General features: G+C 62.4%; 15 protein-coding genes. 5 read left to right on the top strand and 10 right to left on the bottom strand.

What is annotated here, in order from left to right:
* Positions 1–68: 68 nt before the first annotated feature.
* Positions 69–464: a hypothetical protein gene (locus tag LDN70_RS10360; protein WP_142939309.1), complete on the bottom strand. Its 396-nt coding sequence runs from the start codon at positions 462–464 to the stop codon at positions 69–71.
* 161 nt (positions 465–625) lie between these two features.
* Between LDN70_RS10360 and arfB the strand changes: the two genes are divergently transcribed.
* Entirely contained in the window at positions 626–1,045 is a 420-nt protein-coding gene (gene arfB, locus LDN70_RS10355) for an alternative ribosome rescue aminoacyl-tRNA hydrolase ArfB (RefSeq protein ID WP_142939310.1), read from the top strand.
* 112 nt (positions 1,046–1,157) lie between these two features.
* Here arfB and LDN70_RS10350 read toward each other — a convergent pair whose 3' ends face one another.
* The gene (locus LDN70_RS10350) at positions 1,158–1,592 is read right to left on the bottom strand and encodes a nuclear transport factor 2 family protein (protein WP_223942540.1); all 435 of its coding nucleotides are present in this window, start codon (positions 1,590–1,592) and stop codon (positions 1,158–1,160) included.
* A gap of 92 nt (positions 1,593–1,684) precedes the next feature.
* On the opposite strand from LDN70_RS10350, the gene LDN70_RS10345 reads away from it, so the two are divergent.
* The gene (locus tag LDN70_RS10345; RefSeq protein WP_223942539.1) at positions 1,685–4,273 is read left to right on the top strand and encodes an ATP-binding cassette domain-containing protein; all 2,589 of its coding nucleotides are present in this window, start codon (positions 1,685–1,687) and stop codon (positions 4,271–4,273) included.
* Position 4,274: 1 nt separating this feature from the next.
* Here LDN70_RS10345 and LDN70_RS10340 read toward each other — a convergent pair whose 3' ends face one another.
* Positions 4,275–6,023 (bottom strand): pyruvate dehydrogenase, encoded by a 1,749-nt coding sequence (locus LDN70_RS10340; RefSeq protein ID WP_223942538.1) that lies wholly within the window; start codon positions 6,021–6,023, stop codon positions 4,275–4,277.
* An 87-nt stretch (positions 6,024–6,110) separates the two neighbouring features.
* Positions 6,111–6,383, bottom strand: a complete 273-nt coding sequence (locus tag LDN70_RS10335; protein WP_223942537.1) for a DUF3846 domain-containing protein — start codon at positions 6,381–6,383, stop codon at positions 6,111–6,113.
* A gap of 501 nt (positions 6,384–6,884) precedes the next feature.
* Between LDN70_RS10335 and ligD the strand changes: the two genes are divergently transcribed.
* The 3 genes from ligD to LDN70_RS10320 all read left to right on the top strand — a co-directional run bounded on the left by ligD (position 6,885) and on the right by LDN70_RS10320 (position 9,825).
* A complete protein-coding gene (gene ligD, locus LDN70_RS10330) occupies positions 6,885–8,126 on the top strand; it encodes a non-homologous end-joining DNA ligase (RefSeq protein ID WP_223942536.1) in 1,242 nt (413 codons plus the stop codon).
* A gap of 81 nt (positions 8,127–8,207) precedes the next feature.
* Positions 8,208–9,410, top strand: a complete 1,203-nt coding sequence (locus LDN70_RS10325; RefSeq protein ID WP_142939316.1) for a cation:proton antiporter — start codon at positions 8,208–8,210, stop codon at positions 9,408–9,410.
* 211 nt (positions 9,411–9,621) lie between these two features.
* Positions 9,622–9,825: a cold-shock protein gene (locus LDN70_RS10320; RefSeq protein ID WP_014921815.1), complete on the top strand. Its 204-nt coding sequence runs from the start codon at positions 9,622–9,624 to the stop codon at positions 9,823–9,825.
* A gap of 68 nt (positions 9,826–9,893) precedes the next feature.
* Here the strand turns inward: LDN70_RS10320 and LDN70_RS10315 are convergent, their stop codons facing one another.
* The 6 genes from LDN70_RS10315 to LDN70_RS10290 form a co-directional block, all read right to left on the bottom strand.
* A complete protein-coding gene (locus LDN70_RS10315) occupies positions 9,894–11,090 on the bottom strand; it encodes an NAD(P)/FAD-dependent oxidoreductase (protein ID WP_223942535.1) in 1,197 nt (398 codons plus the stop codon).
* A 4-nt stretch (positions 11,091–11,094) separates the two neighbouring features.
* Entirely contained in the window at positions 11,095–11,301 is a 207-nt protein-coding gene (locus tag LDN70_RS10310; protein ID WP_043470236.1) for a hypervirulence associated TUDOR domain-containing protein, read from the bottom strand.
* A 93-nt stretch (positions 11,302–11,394) separates the two neighbouring features.
* Positions 11,395–12,876 carry an APC family permease gene (locus LDN70_RS10305; RefSeq protein ID WP_142939318.1) on the bottom strand — a complete coding sequence of 494 codons (1,482 nt, stop codon included), beginning with the start codon at positions 12,874–12,876 and terminating at the stop codon, positions 11,395–11,397.
* 115 nt (positions 12,877–12,991) lie between these two features.
* Positions 12,992–13,996 carry an NAD-dependent epimerase/dehydratase family protein gene (locus tag LDN70_RS10300; RefSeq protein ID WP_142939319.1) on the bottom strand — a complete coding sequence of 335 codons (1,005 nt, stop codon included), beginning with the start codon at positions 13,994–13,996 and terminating at the stop codon, positions 12,992–12,994.
* On the bottom strand, positions 13,993–16,713 hold the full coding sequence (locus LDN70_RS10295; protein WP_166842113.1) for an alpha/beta fold hydrolase: 2,721 nt from the start codon (positions 16,711–16,713) through the stop codon (positions 13,993–13,995). The genes LDN70_RS10300 and LDN70_RS10295 overlap by 4 nt, the downstream gene beginning before the upstream one ends.
* Entirely contained in the window at positions 16,707–17,729 is a 1,023-nt protein-coding gene (locus LDN70_RS10290; RefSeq protein WP_142939321.1) for a 3-oxoacyl-ACP synthase III, read from the bottom strand. The genes LDN70_RS10295 and LDN70_RS10290 overlap by 7 nt, the downstream gene beginning before the upstream one ends.
* Positions 17,730–17,825 lie beyond the last annotated feature (96 nt).

Raw genomic sequence — 17,825 nt, 5'->3', positions numbered from 1 at the left:
TAGCCGCGCTCATTGCCCGTGCGCGGGAAACGCTAGTCCTGAGCAAGCCTTCATTCAAGAGGTCGGCACTAGAAGAGGAGTAGGACGAATCCCCCGAGCGTGCTGAGTATCCCGACCCCGGTGAGGATCCAGCCCAGAATGAGCACCGTGTTGTCGTGACGCGGTGGCCTGAGCGAGCATCGCGACGGATGGCAGAGGTCATAGTGGACCACCACTGCACCTGAAACAACGTTGTTGTCGTGAGCCGGAATATCCAGCAGGACTTTTTGTTCCTCGTTCGATTGATCGTGCCACCGCAGCCCCAGGAATCCACCTGCGGCGAACTGTTCTCCGTCCGCGGTGGCCCACACGCAACGACGCTTGGCTATGATCCATGCGCTGATCAACAGTGGCACGCCCGGAACGAACCCCACCCACGTCATCATTTCCAGGATGGGGCCAAGGACATCGAGGGAACCGGCCATGACATGATCCTAAGCGCAAGGAATGAAAACGATGTGGGGGGTGACAACTGCAGGGCGACAATGTTGCTTGGCACCAGGCCTACCTGGAAACTGGAACCGTGCCGGCGAACGTCACTGCAATCGCGCCGGACTGGACGTCCGTGACGTGCAAAGCTTGATCCATGGACCTGGATATCCCGCCGTCGCTGACTATCCCCGCCGCGGAACTTAGCTGGCGGTTCTCCCGCTCGTCCGGACCAGGCGGCCAACACGTCAACACTACGGATAGCCGGGCGGAATTGACGTGGAATGTTGCCGGATCCACAACCCTGACTGATGAGCAGCGGCAGTTGCTCCTTAAGCGCCTGGGACGCAAACTCATCGGCGGTTCCATCACCGTGACGGCATCAGAGGAGCGGTCCCAGCTTCGCAATCGGGAGATCGCCATGGCCAAGCTCGCTGAGATCATCAGGGTGGGACTCGTCCCGGAATCAATCCGTCGCGCGTCCAAGCCGACGCGAGGTTCTGCCCGGCGTCACCGTGCAGCAAAAGAAATCAGATCTGCCACCAAACAACAACGACGCCGACCCGCCGCGGAATGAGGTTTCTTCCCCTGTGACTGGAGGACTACTGGCGGGATCATACAGTCATAGCACCCGTCCAACTCACCTGTCCGGACGGGCCAGTGACCGGTGAGGCCCTGGAGCGCCACTCCTATCTGCTACTGATCTCCACCCACTGTGAACGCCATTCCGGAGCCGGAAAGGCCTCACTCCAGTAGGCAGTTTCCCTGGCGATCCTGCCGTCCCGGAACTCGAAGATGAAGACTGTCTGGTACTGAGGTCCGTCGTAGTCAAGCAACGCCTCAGCTACTACCAGATTGCCGCCGCTGAGCAGTCGTCGGGGCGTGATGGTGGGCAACTGCGGAAAGGCATTGTAAATACCCCTGCGGTTCCCGGCCCCGCGCACAACTTCCCCGGACTGCGGCCAATGCATGACGGCATCATCATGGAACAGCTCATCCATGACTTCAATATGGCGTTCGTTGATGCACTCGATCAGCCGCCTGACCACGTTCTCGTTGACGTCCTGTGGTTCGCCGCCCTGTTCCCCGAGGCCGCCCGGGTTCCCGGCGATTTGTTCAGCCATGAACCGCATTGTCCTCCCGGGGACCGCAAAGCACCATGCCTTGCGTCCTCAACGTGACCTTGCCGGGACTGCGGGCCGATAGAGTCATGTCAATGGACAGTAAACTGACAATCCCCGGGCACCCCGCTTCCAAGCAGCCGAAACCACAGTCTGCCGACTCTGAAGATGGCTTCGTCAGAGTCCGTGGAGCGCGCGAAAACAACCTCCACAACGTGGACGTGGACGTACCCCGCGATGCAATTGTCGCGTTCACCGGGGTTTCCGGCTCGGGAAAGTCGTCCCTGGCATTCGGCACCATTTTTGCCGAAGCCCAACGCCGCTACTTCGAATCCGTGGCCCCCTATGCCCGGCGCCTCATCCAACAGGGCCACAACCCCAAGGTTGAATCGATCACCGGGCTGCCGCCCGCCGTCGCACTCCAACAGCGCCGCGGCACGGCAACCGCCCGCTCCAGCGTTGGCACGGTGACCACGTTATCCAACTCAGTCCGCATGCTTTTCTCCCGGGCCGGCAGCTATCCCGAAGGGGCCAGCCAGCTGGACTCAGACGCCTTCTCCCCCAACACTGCTGCTGGAGCTTGCCCCCAATGCCACGGACTGGGTGTCGCCCACACGGTCACGGAAGAGACCTTGGTTCCTGATCCCTCGCTCAGTATCAGGGATGGTGCGATCGCCGCATGGCCCGGCGCCTGGCAAGGAAAGAATCTCCGCGACATCCTGACTCACCTGGGCTACGACGTGGACACACCCTGGCGGAAGCTGCCCAGGAAGGATCGTGACTGGATCCTCTTCACGGAAGAGCAGCCCGTGGTGGAGGTTACGCCCCAACGAGACCGCGTCGCCAAGCCCTACAAGGGCCGCTTCTGGAGCGCCAAAAGCTACGTGCTCCACACTCTGGCCGACTCAAAAAGTTCCACAATGCGTGAGAGGGTGCTGCGATTCATGGAAACCGGCCGGTGCCCCCAATGCAGTGGCAGCGGGCTTCGCCCGGAGGCACTAGCGGTCACCTTCGCCGGAAAAACCATCGCCGAACTCAACTCCCTGCCCATGACCGAACTGGCCGACATCATCCGCCCCACCACTCAAGTGACGGCGGCCAGTACTGCCTCACGGACCCAGACTGACGGTGAAGTCAACGAAGTAGCCCTCGCCATCACCCGCGACCTCCTGAGCCGGGTCACGGTACTCCTGGACCTGGGGCTTGGCTACCTGGCGCTGGGTCGCCCAACACCAACGCTCTCCCCCGGCGAGATGCAACGACTCCGGATAGCCACGCAGCTGCGATCCGGGCTTTTCGGTGTCATCTACGTCCTTGATGAACCTTCTGCCGGACTTCATCCTGCCGATGCCGAGCCGCTTCTGGAGGTGCTGGACCAGCTTAAGCGCTCCGGAAACTCTGTGTTCGTGGTGGAACACAACATGGACCTGGTCAGGGCGGCCGACTGGTTGGTCGATGTTGGCCCGCACGCTGGCGAGGGTGGAGGACATATCCTCTACAGCGGCCCAGTAGCCGGACTGGCGGATGTACAGGACTCCGTGACGCGGCCGTTCCTCTTCCCTGAGCGCGGCGACGGCTTCGCTGGCGTTGAAGCAACCCACGACGCCGGTCTGGTCGCCTCCGGGACCAGGCCCGCGTCTCCCCGGCCACCAAAAGAGTGGCTCACGCTCCAGAACATCAACAGGCACAACCTTCGCGACGTCCAGGTTGAGTTCCCGCTTGGCGTGCTGACAGCGGTGACAGGCGTCTCCGGCTCGGGCAAGTCAACCCTGGTCAGCCACGTTCTGGCCGAGGTGGTGGGGGCAGCGCTACATCCGGAAGCCCCTGACACAAACGCCCCAAGCGCAGACACCCGGCCTATGCAGGACGCTGTGGGTTTGGTGTCCGGACTCCACCAGCTCGATCGTCTGGTGAAAGTCGATCAGAAGCCCATCGGCCGGACCCCCCGTTCCAACCTGGCCACTTACACGGGGCTCTTCGACGGAGTCCGGAAAGAATTCGCGGCCACTCAAGGCGCGCGTTCCCGAGGCTTCGGAGCTGGACGGTTCTCCTTCAACGTGGCCGGAGGCCGCTGCGAAACCTGCCAGGGAGAAGGGTTTGTTGCCGTGGAGCTGCTGTTCCTGCCAGGCAGTTACGGCCCCTGCCCCGAATGCCAGGGTTCGCGATTCAATCCAGAAACCTTGGAGGTTACCTATCGTGGACGCAATATTGCCGAGGTCCTGGGCATGACCGTAAACGCAGCGTCCGACTTCCTGGCTGATCTCCCCGGCGTTGCCCGCAGCCTGCAAACCCTGCGCGAAGTGGGCCTGGGCTACCTCCGGCTAGGCCAGCCCGCCACAGAGCTTTCCGGCGGCGAAGCCCAGCGCATCAAACTCGCCACCGAACTGCAACGCGTCCAACGAGGCCACACCCTGTACTTGCTGGACGAACCAACCACCGGACTGCACCCTGCCGACGTCCAGCTGCTCATGGCCCAATTGCACAAGCTGGTTGACGCCGGCAACACTGTCATCGTGGTGGAGCATGAGATGGACGTCGTGGCCGGCGCCGACTGGGTGATCGACCTGGGTCCAGGTGGTGGCGACGCCGGCGGCGAGATCATGGTCGCAGGCCCGCCGGCCGTCGTCGCGGGTTCGCGAACAAGCCGGACAGCACCCTACCTCGCCGCCGCCCACGGGCGGTAGCCTACCGCCGGGGAATGTTGCGCAGGTTGCTTCGTGCCATGCTGACAGCCTCCCCGGCACCACGGTTCAGGACCACTTTGGACATTGCGGTAGCGAATCCAATGACCTGCGAACCCGAAATCTTCGGCGGAATGGACAGGGCGTTGGGGTCGGTGATGAGTTCCACCAAGGACGGACCTGGATGGGCAAACGCCGCCCGGTACGCCGCCTCGATGTCAGCGGGATCCGTGACCCGGACTGCGTGGAACCCCAAGGCCTTGGCCACCGCCGCATAGTTGGCGTCCGGAACGTCCACGCCGAAGTCGGGTAGCCCGTCCACCAGCATCTCCAGCTTGACCATGCCCAGGGTGGAATTGTTGAAGACCACCACATTCACCGGCAGCTGGTGCGCGGCCACGGTGATCAGCTCGCCCAACAACATGGACAGTCCGCCATCTCCGGACACGGAAATTACCTGGCGTCCGGGATAAGCCACCTGCGCGCCAATAGCGTGCGGGAGTGCGTTGGCCATGGACCCGTGGAGGAAGGAGCCGATCAGCCGACGCGTGCCTAACGGGTTGATGTAGCGCGCGGTCCAGACGTTGCACATGCCGGTATCGGCCGTGAAAATTGCATCCTCGGCCGCAACCTGGTCAACGAGCGACGCCGCGTATTCGGGGTGGATGGGCTGTTTTTTCTCCACCTTGCGCGTGTAGGCGCCCACGGCTTTGTTCATCAGGCGGTCATGCTTCTTTAGCATCTGGTCAAGAAAGCGCCGGTTCTTCTTAGGCGTCACCAGGGGCAGCAGGGCCGTCAAGGTTGGCAACACGTCGCCATGAACTGCAATGTCGACGTCGGTCCGCCGCCCCAGCCGCTGTGCCGCCCGGTCAACCTGGGCCGTCCGGGTGTCCGGCAGGAATTGGTCATAGGGAAAGTCTGTGCCCAGTAGGATCAGCAGGTCCGCGTCCTCAATGCCCTCAGCCGCTGCGCCGTAGCCGAGCAGCCCGGTCATGCCGATGTCGAAGGGGTTGTTGTACTGGACAAAGTCCTTGCCTCGCAAGGAATGGCCGATGGGTGCGTTGACCAGCTCTGCCAGGGCAATGAGCTCGTCATGGGCACCTTCGACGCCAGCGCCGGCGAAAATGGCAACCTTCCCGGCGTCGTTGATGGCGTCAGCAAGTTCCCGGACGCTGGCTGGATGGGGAACCAAAGCGGCCGGACGGAACGTTGCCGGCAGCGGGGTGGGCGCCGTTGCCTCAAGCCCGGCGATGTCACCCGGGAGCGTCACAACAGCCACTCCCCCAAGACCCACTGCATTTTGGATGGCGCTGTGCATGACCCGGGGCGCTTGCTCAGCGGTACTGATCATCTCCGAGTACACCGAGCACTCGTTGAACAGTCGGTCCGGATGGGTCTCCTGGAAAAAGCCACTACCAATCTGCTTACTGGGAATGTGCGATGCGATGGCGAGCACCGGGGCCCCGGTACGGTTGGCGTCGTACAGTCCATTGATCAGGTGGAGATTGCCGGGACCGCAAGAACCCGCGCAAACAGCCAACTTTCCTGTCAATTGGGCCTCTGCAGCAGCAGCAAAAGCGGCAGCTTCCTCGTGGCGGACATGGATCCAGTCGATGCCGCCCTTCGAGGAGCCTCCTGTTTGCCGAACAGCATCCACGATCGGATTAAGGCTGTCGCCAACGATTCCGTAGATCCGCTGCACACCGGCAGCTTGGAGTTGTTCGATGAGTTGGGTGGCAAGTTCCTTGGCCATAGTGTGCAGGCTCCCTCAATGGTGGTGGTGGGCTGACAGGGCCAATATAGTCGGCCCGGCCGGACGTCACCTCCGAATGCCCCCCGCTTAAGCTGCCAGCCGAGTCTCAAACAGGCGCTCCGCCAGCGTCAGCAGATGGCTCGGCACATCCTGGTCATCACCGCTTGTTCCGTGACCGAGGAAAACCGCAGTCCCGCTGACGGTGCCTTCGACAGGAGTGCCTGCTTCACGAATCAAGACCTCAGCCCGAGGGTTCAAAGGCAAAGGAACATGAATTGCCTGGTCATTGACCAGAACGTGCCATCCACGGCCGGTTATTGCCTCAACATTCCCCTCCACCAATGATTGCTGCATTTCCATGACCGGCTCAATCCTTTCCACACGGATACACTCGTGGATACGTGCCGGGATAATGAGTACCGTGATGAGATACCGCATCGCTTTAATTTCCGTTTCTCTACCCTTACCGCCTTTCCAATTCGCAACTGGTGATGCCGGCCGGCGGTACTAGGTGGCCGGCATCACCGAACAGCATCACCGAACGGCGGCAGCAATTCGGCCCTTCCGATGGTTATCGCTGGTTTTTCCTGGGTTTTGAAAAGAGATTCTCACTACCCTCAGCCTTTGCCCTCTTTTCGGCTCTCTTTTCCAGAATAGTCTTGCCGGACTTTTTCGACCTGGCACTATTGGGTGACTTACCGGACATTTTAGGCTCCTTCAATATTTTGGATATGACAACACCATACCCACTTATTTTTTTAAAGCCAGTTACGGAATTTTGGGCTTCATGCCTACGAGGTTTCTCTGCCTTTCTCCACGGCAACTCTGGCTGGGAGGGCCGTTCATTGCTAGCGTGGCCGCATGAACCCGTCGAAGTCCCCGGCAGAGATCCTCGACATCGCCGGCAACGAGGTCCGCATCTCCAACCCGGACAAGGTGGTGTTCCCCGAGCCCGGGCTGACCAAGCTCGATCTCGTGAACTATTACCTCGCAGTCGCGGACGGTGCGCTGCGCGGCGCGGGAGGGCGCCCCATGGTGCTCAAGCGCTTCCCCAAGGGCATCGATGCTGAACCGTTCTTTCAGAAACGCGTGCCCGAGAACCATCCCGACTTCATTGACACGGCAACACTCCACTACTCGTCCGGAACTTCCGCCGAGGAAGCGGTCATCCGTGATGCGGCAGGCCTCGCGTGGGTGGTGAATCTGGGATGTCTGGACCTCAACCCGCACCCCGTACGCGCGGAGGACCTCGACCATCCGGATGAGCTTCGGGTGGACCTGGACCCCATGCCCGGCGTTGACTGGTCCCGGATTGTGGACACCGCGTATGTAGCACAGGAAGTGCTGGACGACGTCGGACTGGTGGGGTGGCCAAAGACGAGTGGCTCCCGCGGCCTTCACATCCTGGTGCGCATCACGCCGCAGTGGTCCTACCGGGATGTGCGCCTTGCCGCCGAGACCCTGGCCCGCGAAGTGGAGAACCGTGCTCCGGGGCTGGCAACGGCCAAATGGTGGAAGGAGGAGCGGGGCGAGAGCGTCTTCGTCGACTTTAACCAGAACGCCAAGGACCGCACCGTAGCCTCCGCGTACTCGGTCCGCTCCCGGCCCGACGCCCGGGTCTCGACGCCGCTCACGTGGGGCGAGGTGCGCTCCGCCCGGCCGGAGCAGTTCACTGTCCGCACTGTGCCCGCGCGCTTCTCGGATGTGGGCGACCCGCACGCAGGAATCGATGAAGCTCCCGGCTCGCTCGATGCCCTTCTGGCTTTGGCTGCCGAGCTCGGCCCCGCCGAGAAGGCCCCCAGAGCAGGCGATGGCTCGGGTCGCCGGGTGTCAATGATGCCACTGGTCGAGGTAGCCCGGACCAAGACCAAGCCCGAAGCCGAAGAAGCACTCGATGCGTGGAAGGAACGGCATGCAGACGTTGTTTCCCTGCTTCGCCCGGCCGACGTCCTGGTGGACGGGATGCGGGGATCGAGCTCGCTCTGGTACCGGGTACGGGTGAATCTTCAACACATCCCGGAAGAGCGACGACCGGCCCAGGAGGTGCTGATCGCAGACTACGACCCGTGGGCGGGCAAGGAGTGGCCGGCATCCGGAGGCTGAGAGTTCTGGCGCGGGCGGTGGCGTGGCGGTAACTTTGGAGTACTTTTCCTTGAAGCTGCCGAGGTACCGGAGGCACTGCCGATGCAAGGCTTGTCCGCGTCACTGGTCCTCATCGCCGTGTTGGCTGTGGTGGCCCCCCTTGCTGCACGGCTCCTGGATCGTTGGGTCAAAGTGCCCATTGTGGTCTTTGAAATTGTTCTTGGCATCCTGTTCGGACCAAGCCTCCTGGGATGGGTCCAGTCCACTCCCTTCACGGACACGCTGGCTGATTTCGGGCTGGCCATGCTGTTCTTCGTTGCCGGCAACGAGATTGACTTCGCGGCAATCCGCGGCCGTCCCCTTTACCGTGCCTCTGCAGGGTGGGCCATCTCCTTGGCCGCAGGCATCGGGGCAGGTTTTGTCCTGGGGCCCTCACCGGAAGCCGCCGTGATCATTGGTGTTGCTTTGTGCTCCACCGCTTTGGGCGCTTTGCTGCCGATCCTCCGGGATGCCGGTGCTTCCAAGTCGCCGATCGGTGTCGCCGCTACCGCACTGGGCGCGGCCGGCGAGTTTGGGCCGCTCATAGCCATTTCCTTGTTCTTCAGCGGCAAGCAACTCGGTGTGGCATCAGGAGTGCTTCTGGGCTTTGTCCTGCTGACCGGCGTGGCAATCTACCTTGCCTCGCAGGCACGGCACACGCTGTTCCACGCCCAGGTCACTGCCACCCTGCACACCAGCAGTCAGTTTGCCATGCGGTCCATCCTGTTGATTCTTAGCTCGCTGGTGGTGCTTAGCATGGTCTTGGGACTCGATATGCTGCTGGGAGCCTTCGCCGCAGGGGTCCTCTGGAAGGTCACCATTGCACGCGCTCCTGTTGCAGACCGGAAAGTCATCGAGACCAAGATCGACGCCGTCGCCTTTGGCTTCCTGGTGCCCATCTTCTTCATAGATACCGGCATCGACTTCGATTTGGGCGCACTGACCTCCAGCCCCCTGACGTTGGCCATGGTCCCGCTGTTCCTGGCGCTTCTGCTGCTCATCCGTGGCGTGCCGTCCTTGCTCGCCACGCCCCCGGGCTCCTCGCGGGCGGACAAACAGGCCCTTCTGCTGTTCGGAGCCACGGCTTTGCCCATCATCGTGGCAGTGACAACCATTGGCCGGGAGCACGGGTACATCACCAGCGGAATATCCTCGGCCCTCGTAGGGGCAGGGATGCTCTCGGTACTCCTGTTTCCGTTGCTGGCGCTTCGCCGGCTGCGCCGCACGGCGGCGCCGGAGGCAACGCTTCGCACGCCAAAAGCCTGATGCTTCGCGGCTGCTCTGAAGCAGCCCCTGCAAACGCAACAAGCGCACGACGGCGGTATCCCGCCGTCGTGCACTCCTCTTACTTAGGTGTACGCGACTCCGCCAAGGTGTTGCCCCCAGCCGAAGTGGCCCATAGGCTCGTAGCGTGAGTGGCAGGGACGGCAAACCGACCAGCGGGACCGACCGGCGACCGGGTGAAGGAAATTAAGGCATGGCAACAGGAACAGTTAAGTGGTTTAACGCTGAAAAGGGTTTCGGATTCATCGCCCCGGACGATGGAGGCCCTGACGTGTTTGCTCACTACTCAGCAATTACGTCGAGCGGATACCGTTCGCTGGAGGAAAACCAGAAGGTCCAATTCGACATCACGCAGGGTCCCAAGGGTCCGCAGGCGGAGAATATTCAGCCCGCCTAAGTTCAGTACATAAATGTCACACCAGGAGACCGGCGGGGCCTAGCGGCCTCACCGGTCTCCTGGTGTTTTTACGCCCGGCCTTTGAGGATCAGGTGCCAGTAGACCTGCGGGAACATATCTCGGTCCACCCACCAGGAGAGCCGGCTTTCCTTCCACGTGGCTACCTTTGGAATGGTCGGCATGGGTTGGTAGTGGTGGTCAAACTCGGCAAAGACCACCGTGTTCCGCGAAACGGTGAACGGGCATACGGAGTAACCATTGTACTTTTGGCTCAGCGGTTCGCCCTTGCGGGCCGAAAGCAGGTTCTTCGCCAGGACCTTGGCCTGCTTGCGCAGCGCACCGCCGGCTTTCGAATTGGCGGTCCCTGCAGCGTCGCCCAGCGACCAGACATTCGGGTACCTGGGGTGCCGCAACGTCCGGGTGTCCACCTCCACGAAGCCGTGCTCGTCCCCTACCGCCGGCAAGTCAGTGGCTTTGAGCCAATCCGGCGCGGACTGGGGCGGGACGGCGTTGAGGACATCATAGGAGAGGTCCTCTGACGTGTTGTCAGCGCTATTCCGAATGGTTGCCGTGCGGCTGGCAGGGTTTACCGCCACCAGCTCGCTGTTTGTCCGCAGTTCTATTCCGTACTCGGCAATCTTGCGGTCCAGCTCCCGGTCAACCTCGGGAATGCCGAACACTGTGGGATAGGGCTGGACCATGACAACCCGGATGTTGTCCAGGACGCCCTGTTCCTTCCAGTAGTCACAGGCCAGATACATCGGCTTCTGACTGGCCCCGGCACATTTAACCGGACCCGAAGGCATGGTAAAGATGACGGTGCCCGACCTCATGGAGCTCAACAGCGTCCAGAGCTTGGGTGCGAGCTCGAACTCGTAGTGAGAGGAGCCATAGGGTGAGTGCACTGCCTCGGCCAGCCCCGGAACGGCGTCCCAGTTGTACTGCAGCCCCGGGCAGAGAACAAGGTGCTCGTAGGTTACCTCGGAGCCGGAAGCCAGCGTCACCGAGTTGGCCTTCGCGTCCACATTCGCTGCCTTGTCCTTGATCCAGGCGACGCCCATTGGGGTTACGGATTCCTGGCTCCGGACGGCTTCCTTGACTTGCGCACGGCCACCGGCGATGTGGGAGAACAAGGGCTGGTATAAATGGTGTTCCTTGGGTTCGATGAGGGCGATGTCCTGGACGCCGTACCGCTTCAACCGGGCGGCCAGGGACACGCCTCCATTGCCGCCGCCGATGATGACGACCTCGTGCCGGCGCGCCATTCCGCTAGCTCTTCTCGGTCAAAGCGGAGCCCTTGTGCGCTGCCCTGGCTCCGGTCTTAGCTGACTCCACCACATACTGCGGCTCGTCTTCGCTGGCCACGTGCTTGTTGCCGTCCAGCACAAAGTCGCTGGTCTTCTTCTCCACGATCTTTCCGTGCGTCTTGCCCTGCGGGGTGTTCCACTCCACGCGTGTTCCCTTGCTCAGTGCCATGTCCGCTCCTAGTGTGGTCTTGGCCGGGGGTGACCCTGGTCAACGTCGACTTCTCCACAATAGTAAGCATGATGATCATCTATGTCTCAAGGTTCACTGCTGTTGTCCCTGGCCATCGGCGTCAACTGCTGCTCCACCTGGTCCTCTCCCCCCGGTGTTGGTCTTCCGGGTGATCAACCAGGTAATGAACCACAGCACCACGCCGATGGCCATCAGCCCGCCCGCCACTTGGTACTGGATGAGGTTCCTTCCCACCCACGGACCAGCGAGGAAGGCACACAAGAGTGCGGCCACCAAAGGCAGCTGACCGGGCGAGGTGAAGAAGACCTTCCGGTGCGGATCGCGCTTTCGGCGGAGAACAACACATGCCACATTAACCAGGGTGAACACGCACAGCAGCAGGAAGGCCGTGGTTCCGGAAAGATTCGCCACGATGTTGCTTGAGGGGTCGCTGCTGACGTACCAGATCAGCCCCAAGGCAAGGACGGTGGAGAACAGAATACCGGCCCACGGCGACCGGCGACCGGGCAATACCCGCCCCAAAGACCGCGGCAGAACGTGTTGGCGCGCCATGCCGTAAATCAGCCGGCTGGCCATCAACATGTTGATCAATGCTGTGTTCGCTACGGCGAAGACGGCGAGGAAGGGAAAGATCTTGTCGATGGGAAAATCAGGTGAACCTTTGTGCACCACTTCAAGGAGTGCCGCTCCTTCGGCTTCCCTGATCTCTCCGAGCTCGGCCGGGGTGAGCACACTGACCACAGACACAGCTACCAGCATGTAGAGGATCACCGCGATACCAAGACCTGTCAGCATGGTGCGGGGAAAAATCCGCTCCGGGTTCCTGGTCTCTTCAACCATGTTGACGGAGTCCTCGAAGCCGACCATGGCGAAAAAGGCAATGGACGTGGCGGCAGTGACAGCCAGGAACAGCCCTTTGTCCTGGTAGTCGGTGAACACGAAGATTTCCTGAACGTTGCCGGTTCCCTGTGCCATGACGAAGAAGCCAACCGCAATGACGATGCAGAGGGCGACTACCTCCACTGCCGTGAGAATGACGTTGAACTTCACGCTCTCCCCCACGCCACGCAGGTTGATCGCTGCCAGCAGCAGCATGAATCCCAAAGCCACCGCGGTGATCACGCCGCGGTCAGGAACCTCCATCCAGCCGTTGATTTGAAGGCCACCAAAGAAGTTCTGGGCAAGGACGTTGGCAGAGGTCGAGGCACTGGTGATGCCGGAGCAGACAACGGCGAACGCCACGAGGAAGGTCACGAAATGGATCCCGAAGGCCTTATGCGTGTAGAGCGCTGCGCCGGCGGCCTGGGGGTACTGCGTCACCAGCTCAAGATAGGAAAACGCGGTAAGAGTGGCCACCACAAAGGCCAGCAGGAACGGCAACCAAACGATCCCACCCACTGTCCCTGCCATTGTGCCGGTGACCGCATAGACCCCGGCCCCCAGAATGTCGCCCACAATAAAGAGGAGGAGCAGTTTGGGTCCAAGCACGCGTTTAAGCTCCGGCTCCTCACCTGCTGGCGTTGCTTCCAAGGCGTCGTCTGACGTGGTGCTCATGGTCCACCCCCGGCCCGTACACGGTCCCTCGAACCGTGTCAGTGATCTGATTTATCTCACTGTGATCCCGAGGCCCGGGTTTGGCAACACCGTCCGGTGAAAAGCCGGAACAGCCCTAGCGAAGTTGCCCTGAGTCCCCGGTCACCGAAGTACGCGAACCGTAATACTCAGTCAGCCTGGCCAGTCCTTCATCAACGGATACATCAGGTGTCCAGTTGAGGAGTTCACGGGTTAAGCGTTGGTCAAACCAGTGGGCGGTGGAGAGCTGCTCGGCCAGGAACCGGGTCATGGGCGGCTCCTCTTTGCGTCCGGCCCAGGTCCACACCCTTTCCACTACTGCCCCGGCAGCCCGTGCCAGCCCACCAGGCACAGACCACGACGGCGGGGCCACGCCGCCAGCTGCACAAATGCCTGACAATAGCTCCCCGATGGGCCGGGGCTCGCCATTACTCACCACCACAGCCTTGCCATGAACGTGCTCCATGCGGTGCAGCGCTGCGACGATGGCCGATGCCGCATTGTCCACGTATGTTGTGTCGATCAGGGCAGCGCCGGAGTCCAACAACGGTAAGCGGCCGTGGCTGGCGCGAGCCAGGACGCGCTCAACCAACTGGGTGTCGCCGGGGCCCCACACAATGTGGGGCCGCACTCCTGCTACCCGCAAGTGGGATCCATCCGCTGCGAGGGCCAGTAATTCAGCCTCAGCCTTGGTGCGGGCATAATCTCCGCGTGCATGCCGCGGGTCAGCCTTCTCCGCACCCGCTCCCATAATGGCTGCTCCGGAATGGGCCACAGATGGCGACGAGACGTAGACAACGTCCCGCACACCGGCCGCCTTGGCATGGTGGAGCAAGCTGCGGGTTCCTTCAACATTTACTGCTTGGAACTGAGCGGGGCGCCCGGTGATGGAAACTTTGGCAGCAAGGTGTATGAGTCCCTCCGCACCGTCCACTGCCCGGCGGAGGGCAGCGTCGTCGTTGATGGATCCGCGGAAATCTTCCACGCCATCCACCCCTGACGAGCGGCGCTGAAACGAAGCCACATCATGGCCTTGATGCACCAACTGCCGGGCCACCTCGCCGCCGAGGAGTCCGCTGGCACCAGTGACGAGGACCCTCACGGCTTCCCCGTGCGGCCGCCGGCCAGCACCTGCGAAGCCCAACGTGCCAGACGCGTCCTGTCGATCTTGGCGTTATGCCTGATATCTGTGGGCTGCGCAGGGACTACGAGCACAGCGCTGACATCAACGCCGGCCTCGGCAGCTGCTCGACGGACGCTCCCTGCGAGTTGCGGCTCAGCCGGGCCGGCTTTGGGAACCGCAGGCACGGTCTCCACCACGGCCACCACAGCCTGTGTGCCTCTCGGACCGACTCCGGCGATGGCGGCCATTCGCACGGCGTCCAGGCGTTCGATGGATTGTTCGGCACCAACTGGAGTCACCGCACCCCCGGGCGCCGTCACCACATGGGCAAGGCGCCCCTCCACCCACAGTCGGCCTGCGGCGTCGAAGTGACCTACATCGCCCGTGGCATGCCACCCGGTCAGGCTGGTGCTCTTCCGTTGCGTCATCCAGAGCCTGTCATAGGCTTCTTTGACGTGCGGCGCGCTGACCAGGATCTCTCCGGTCACCCCGGCCTCAGTGCCACGGTGCTCTCCCGACGCGGTCCCATCGGCCGCCAGCGGAACGATCGCCAACCGGGCTCCGTGGACGGGCACGCCCACACAGACTCCGTTGCCGGCGCCCGGGACGGTCCCGGCGGCAGCATCAGCGCTTGCCGCCTGAATCTCTTCAAAGCTGATGTCAGTGACCGGCAACGCCTCAGTCATCCCATAAGGGGTATGGAGGGAAGCTCCGGGCATCAACACTTGTACCTCCGCAAGGAGGGACTCAGGGACGGGCGCGCCGGCGGATAGAAGCATCTTCACGTTACCAAGAGCCAACGCCTGGGAGCCACTGAGGTTATCCCGGGTGGCAACCACGTTACGCAAAGCCGCCGGGGACGCGAAGACCACGGTGGCGTCAATGGCAGCAACGGCAACCGCCAGTGCCCGGGCTGTCAAAGTCCGGGGGGCTGTAACGTCCATGGCGGGGGTCACCGAGACGGCTCCGAGCGCCGGCCCCAGCAACGCAAAGGGGGCGAAACCAGCCACCAGCCGTGCACCGGCACCGATCCCGAAAGTAGCGGCAACCGTGTCCCGCATCGCGGCAAGCTGCCGGTGCGTGTAGAGGACGCCTTTGGCTGGTCCGGTGGAACCGGAGGTGAAGAGCACGGCAGATGGCGCATCCGGGTCCACGGCTACCACGTGGTGGCCTTCCACGCGCTTCGCACCGCTGGTTGCGCGGCTTAGTGCCCCGGTCTTTGCCAGGGCATCCAGCGACGTCTCGACACCCAGGATTCGACGACGGACCCGCGGGAGGTCCCGAATGCTGATGCGGCGTCCCGGCCACCCAAGCACCGAAGCGGCCGCCAGTGCCTTATCGATGCCGATCAGGAAGTCTGCGGTGGCGCCCTTCACGGCGCGACTCATGCCCTTGGTACCGAGTCCGGCGTCGGCGACGACCACCACCGCCCCCAATCTCAGGCAGGAGTAGAGGGCAACTGTGAGGTCGGTTCCGGGCGGAACCATCAAGCTCACGCGGCTCCCTTGACCCACGCCGGCTTCCCTCAGGCCCTCCACCATGTCCAGAATGCGCTGGTCCAGCTGACGCCAGTTCAGTGTTCGGCTCATGCTTCCATCGGGTGCCATTTCAACGACGGCGACGTCGTCCTTCGATGGTCCAGCGGCCAGTTCGCCGAGCGAGTCCCAGAGGGGTCGGAATGTTGTGGCCCCTCCTTCGGCCGGATCCCTGGGCGGGAGGCCGCGGGTAGCAGAGGGCACCACGTGAGAGCTATCGCCGCTTATGGAGCCACTGTGCGCAGCAAGCCAGTCAAACACCGGCGTGGCGATGTCCCTGTCTTCCGCCACGAGATGTCCGGCACCTTCGAAGCGATGCACATCCGTGTGCGGAAGGCGGCTGATGAGGTCTTTGAGGTACCGGTCGGAGAAGATCGGATCCTTCGGGCCCCAGAGCATCAGGGCCGGCACGTTCAGCCCGCGCAAGCCTTCCGCCACGCGTGTGAGCGCGGGGAAGCTGGGATGGGAGGCGTTTGCGGGAATGTCCGCGACGAAATTCCCCACTCCGGCCCGCCGGCCGGCTCCGCGGTAAGGCGCCATAAATGCCCTGCCCACATCGGAGGGAAGCGGCGGATTGGCCAGTGAATGCGTCACACGCAGGAAGGCGTCGGAGGTCATAGTGCCCCACCGGTGCACGGCAGGGTGCAGGGCCAGCCGAAGAGCCGATGGGATGGGAGTATCGGAAGGATGGTGGACAGCGGTGTTGGTCAGTACCATTCCTGCAAGGAGCTGCGGGTGTTCCAGCGCCCAGCCCGCGCTGATCACTCCACCCCAGTCATGGCCCACCGTAACCACTGGCCCTTCCAGGCCCAGTGCATCCGTGAGGTCACCGAGATCGTTGATCCGGTCCGCCAAGCGCCGGAAGGTGCCGGTGCGTTCTGAGTAGCCCATGTCAAGTTGGTCTACGGCAATTACGCGCCATGGATGGGCCGGGCTTGCTCCCGCACTGACCAGTGTCCGCCACAGATACGACCAAGTGGGGTTGCCGTGTACGCACAGCAAGGTTCCGATCGGTGTCAGTTCACTGCGCGTGAGCTGGTCGCCGTTATCGAGCACATGCCAGCGGCGAATTGCGCCCGGATCGTCCACCTCCGATGTGGACCTTACCCGGATTGTCCGGGACCATTGCGGGTCTACGCCGGGCCACTTGGCGGCTACCAAACGATTTCCACCATTCCTGCGTTCAGTCCGGAACCCACACCCATGCACAGGACCCGGTCGCCGGTCGTCAGAGACTGCGCCTGGGCCGCGAGTGTCATGGGAAGCGATGCAGGACCCACGTTGCCCCAATGCGGGAAGGTGATGGGAACCTTGTCCGCGTCCAGGTCTATGGCGTTGATGATTGCCTGGGTATAGGCGTTGCTGACTTGATGGGTGACGTAGCGGTCCATGCTTGCCCAATCCCACTCGGGCTGCGCCTCATGCCAGGCATCCACCACAAGCTGCAGGCCGCCGTCGAGCAGTCCCTTGGTGTCCGTGGACATGCCATCGATTCCTCCAACGCACAGTTCGTGGTGTTCCGTTCCTGCACGCATGACTCCTCCCACAAGCCGGTGCGCGCCCGGGTGCTCATCGGCAGGGCCCAGCACCGCAGCGGCAGCACCCGATCCCAGCGTCAACGTGGCAAACTCGCGGTTGAAGTCTTCCCGAGTGGTTTCAGGACGCTGGAGCCGGGCCAAGGTGGCTTCCTGAGTACCCTGCGCGTCTTCTCCATTGACGATGACGGCGTACTTGATCTGCCCCGAATCAATCATGTTGGCCGCCAGTATCAAGCCATTCACGAAACCGAGGCAGGCGTTGGCCAGGTCAAAATTCATGGCCGACGACGGCAGGCCAAGCTCGTGGTGGATCTTGACCGCCACAGAGGGTTCGAGGTTGCGCCTCGTCACTGACGTGTTGATCAGCAAGCCGATTTCCGAAGCTTCAACGCCGGCCTCAGCCAGTGCCTTGGCGCCCGCTTCCACTGCAGCATCATCAAACGACGTTCCGGCGGCCCACCAACGGCGGTGGGTGATACCCGCAACCCGCTCAAGCAATCGCGGTGGAAACTTCAGCCTCTGCAGGGTCGAAGCCAATCTCCGGTCGAAATCCGTAGAGCTCACTATCCTCGGAGCCTCTACACTGCTCACCGAGAGCAGCGCGGTGTTGCTGTGCCGGAAGGTCGCATTCCCTGCCAAGTTAAGCCCCTGTTCGTTTCTGTCCTGCCTTCATGCGGTGACTGTACCCATAAAGTGCAACCCCAAGACGTTAACTATGCCGGTGACAACCCGTTC

This window comes from Arthrobacter sp. StoSoilB22, from assembly GCF_019977315.1.
Classification (GTDB): Bacteria; Actinomycetota; Actinomycetes; order Actinomycetales; family Micrococcaceae; genus Arthrobacter.
This window is presented reverse-complemented; position numbering and strand designations above follow the sequence as displayed.

Coding starts and splice junctions, on each gene's coding strand:
- LDN70_RS10325 (WP_142939316.1), top strand. CDS start 8,208: ATGCAAGGCTTGTCCGCGTCACTGGTCCTCATCGCCGTGTTGGCTGTG.
- LDN70_RS10315 (WP_223942535.1), bottom strand. CDS start 11,090: ATGGCGCGCCGGCACGAGGTCGTCATCATCGGCGGCGGCAATGGAGGC.
- arfB (WP_142939310.1), top strand. CDS start 626: ATGGACCTGGATATCCCGCCGTCGCTGACTATCCCCGCCGCGGAACTT.
- LDN70_RS10345 (WP_223942539.1), top strand. CDS start 1,685: ATGGACAGTAAACTGACAATCCCCGGGCACCCCGCTTCCAAGCAGCCG.
- LDN70_RS10350 (WP_223942540.1), bottom strand. CDS start 1,592: ATGGCTGAACAAATCGCCGGGAACCCGGGCGGCCTCGGGGAACAGGGC.
- LDN70_RS10340 (WP_223942538.1), bottom strand. CDS start 6,023: ATGGCCAAGGAACTTGCCACCCAACTCATCGAACAACTCCAAGCTGCC.
- ligD (WP_223942536.1), top strand. CDS start 6,885: ATGAACCCGTCGAAGTCCCCGGCAGAGATCCTCGACATCGCCGGCAAC.
- LDN70_RS10335 (WP_223942537.1), bottom strand. CDS start 6,383: ATGGAAATGCAGCAATCATTGGTGGAGGGGAATGTTGAGGCAATAACC.
- LDN70_RS10320 (WP_014921815.1), top strand. CDS start 9,622: ATGGCAACAGGAACAGTTAAGTGGTTTAACGCTGAAAAGGGTTTCGGA.
- LDN70_RS10310 (WP_043470236.1), bottom strand. CDS start 11,301: ATGGCACTGAGCAAGGGAACACGCGTGGAGTGGAACACCCCGCAGGGC.
- LDN70_RS10305 (WP_142939318.1), bottom strand. CDS start 12,876: ATGAGCACCACGTCAGACGACGCCTTGGAAGCAACGCCAGCAGGTGAG.
- LDN70_RS10360 (WP_142939309.1), bottom strand. CDS start 464: ATGGCCGGTTCCCTCGATGTCCTTGGCCCCATCCTGGAAATGATGACG.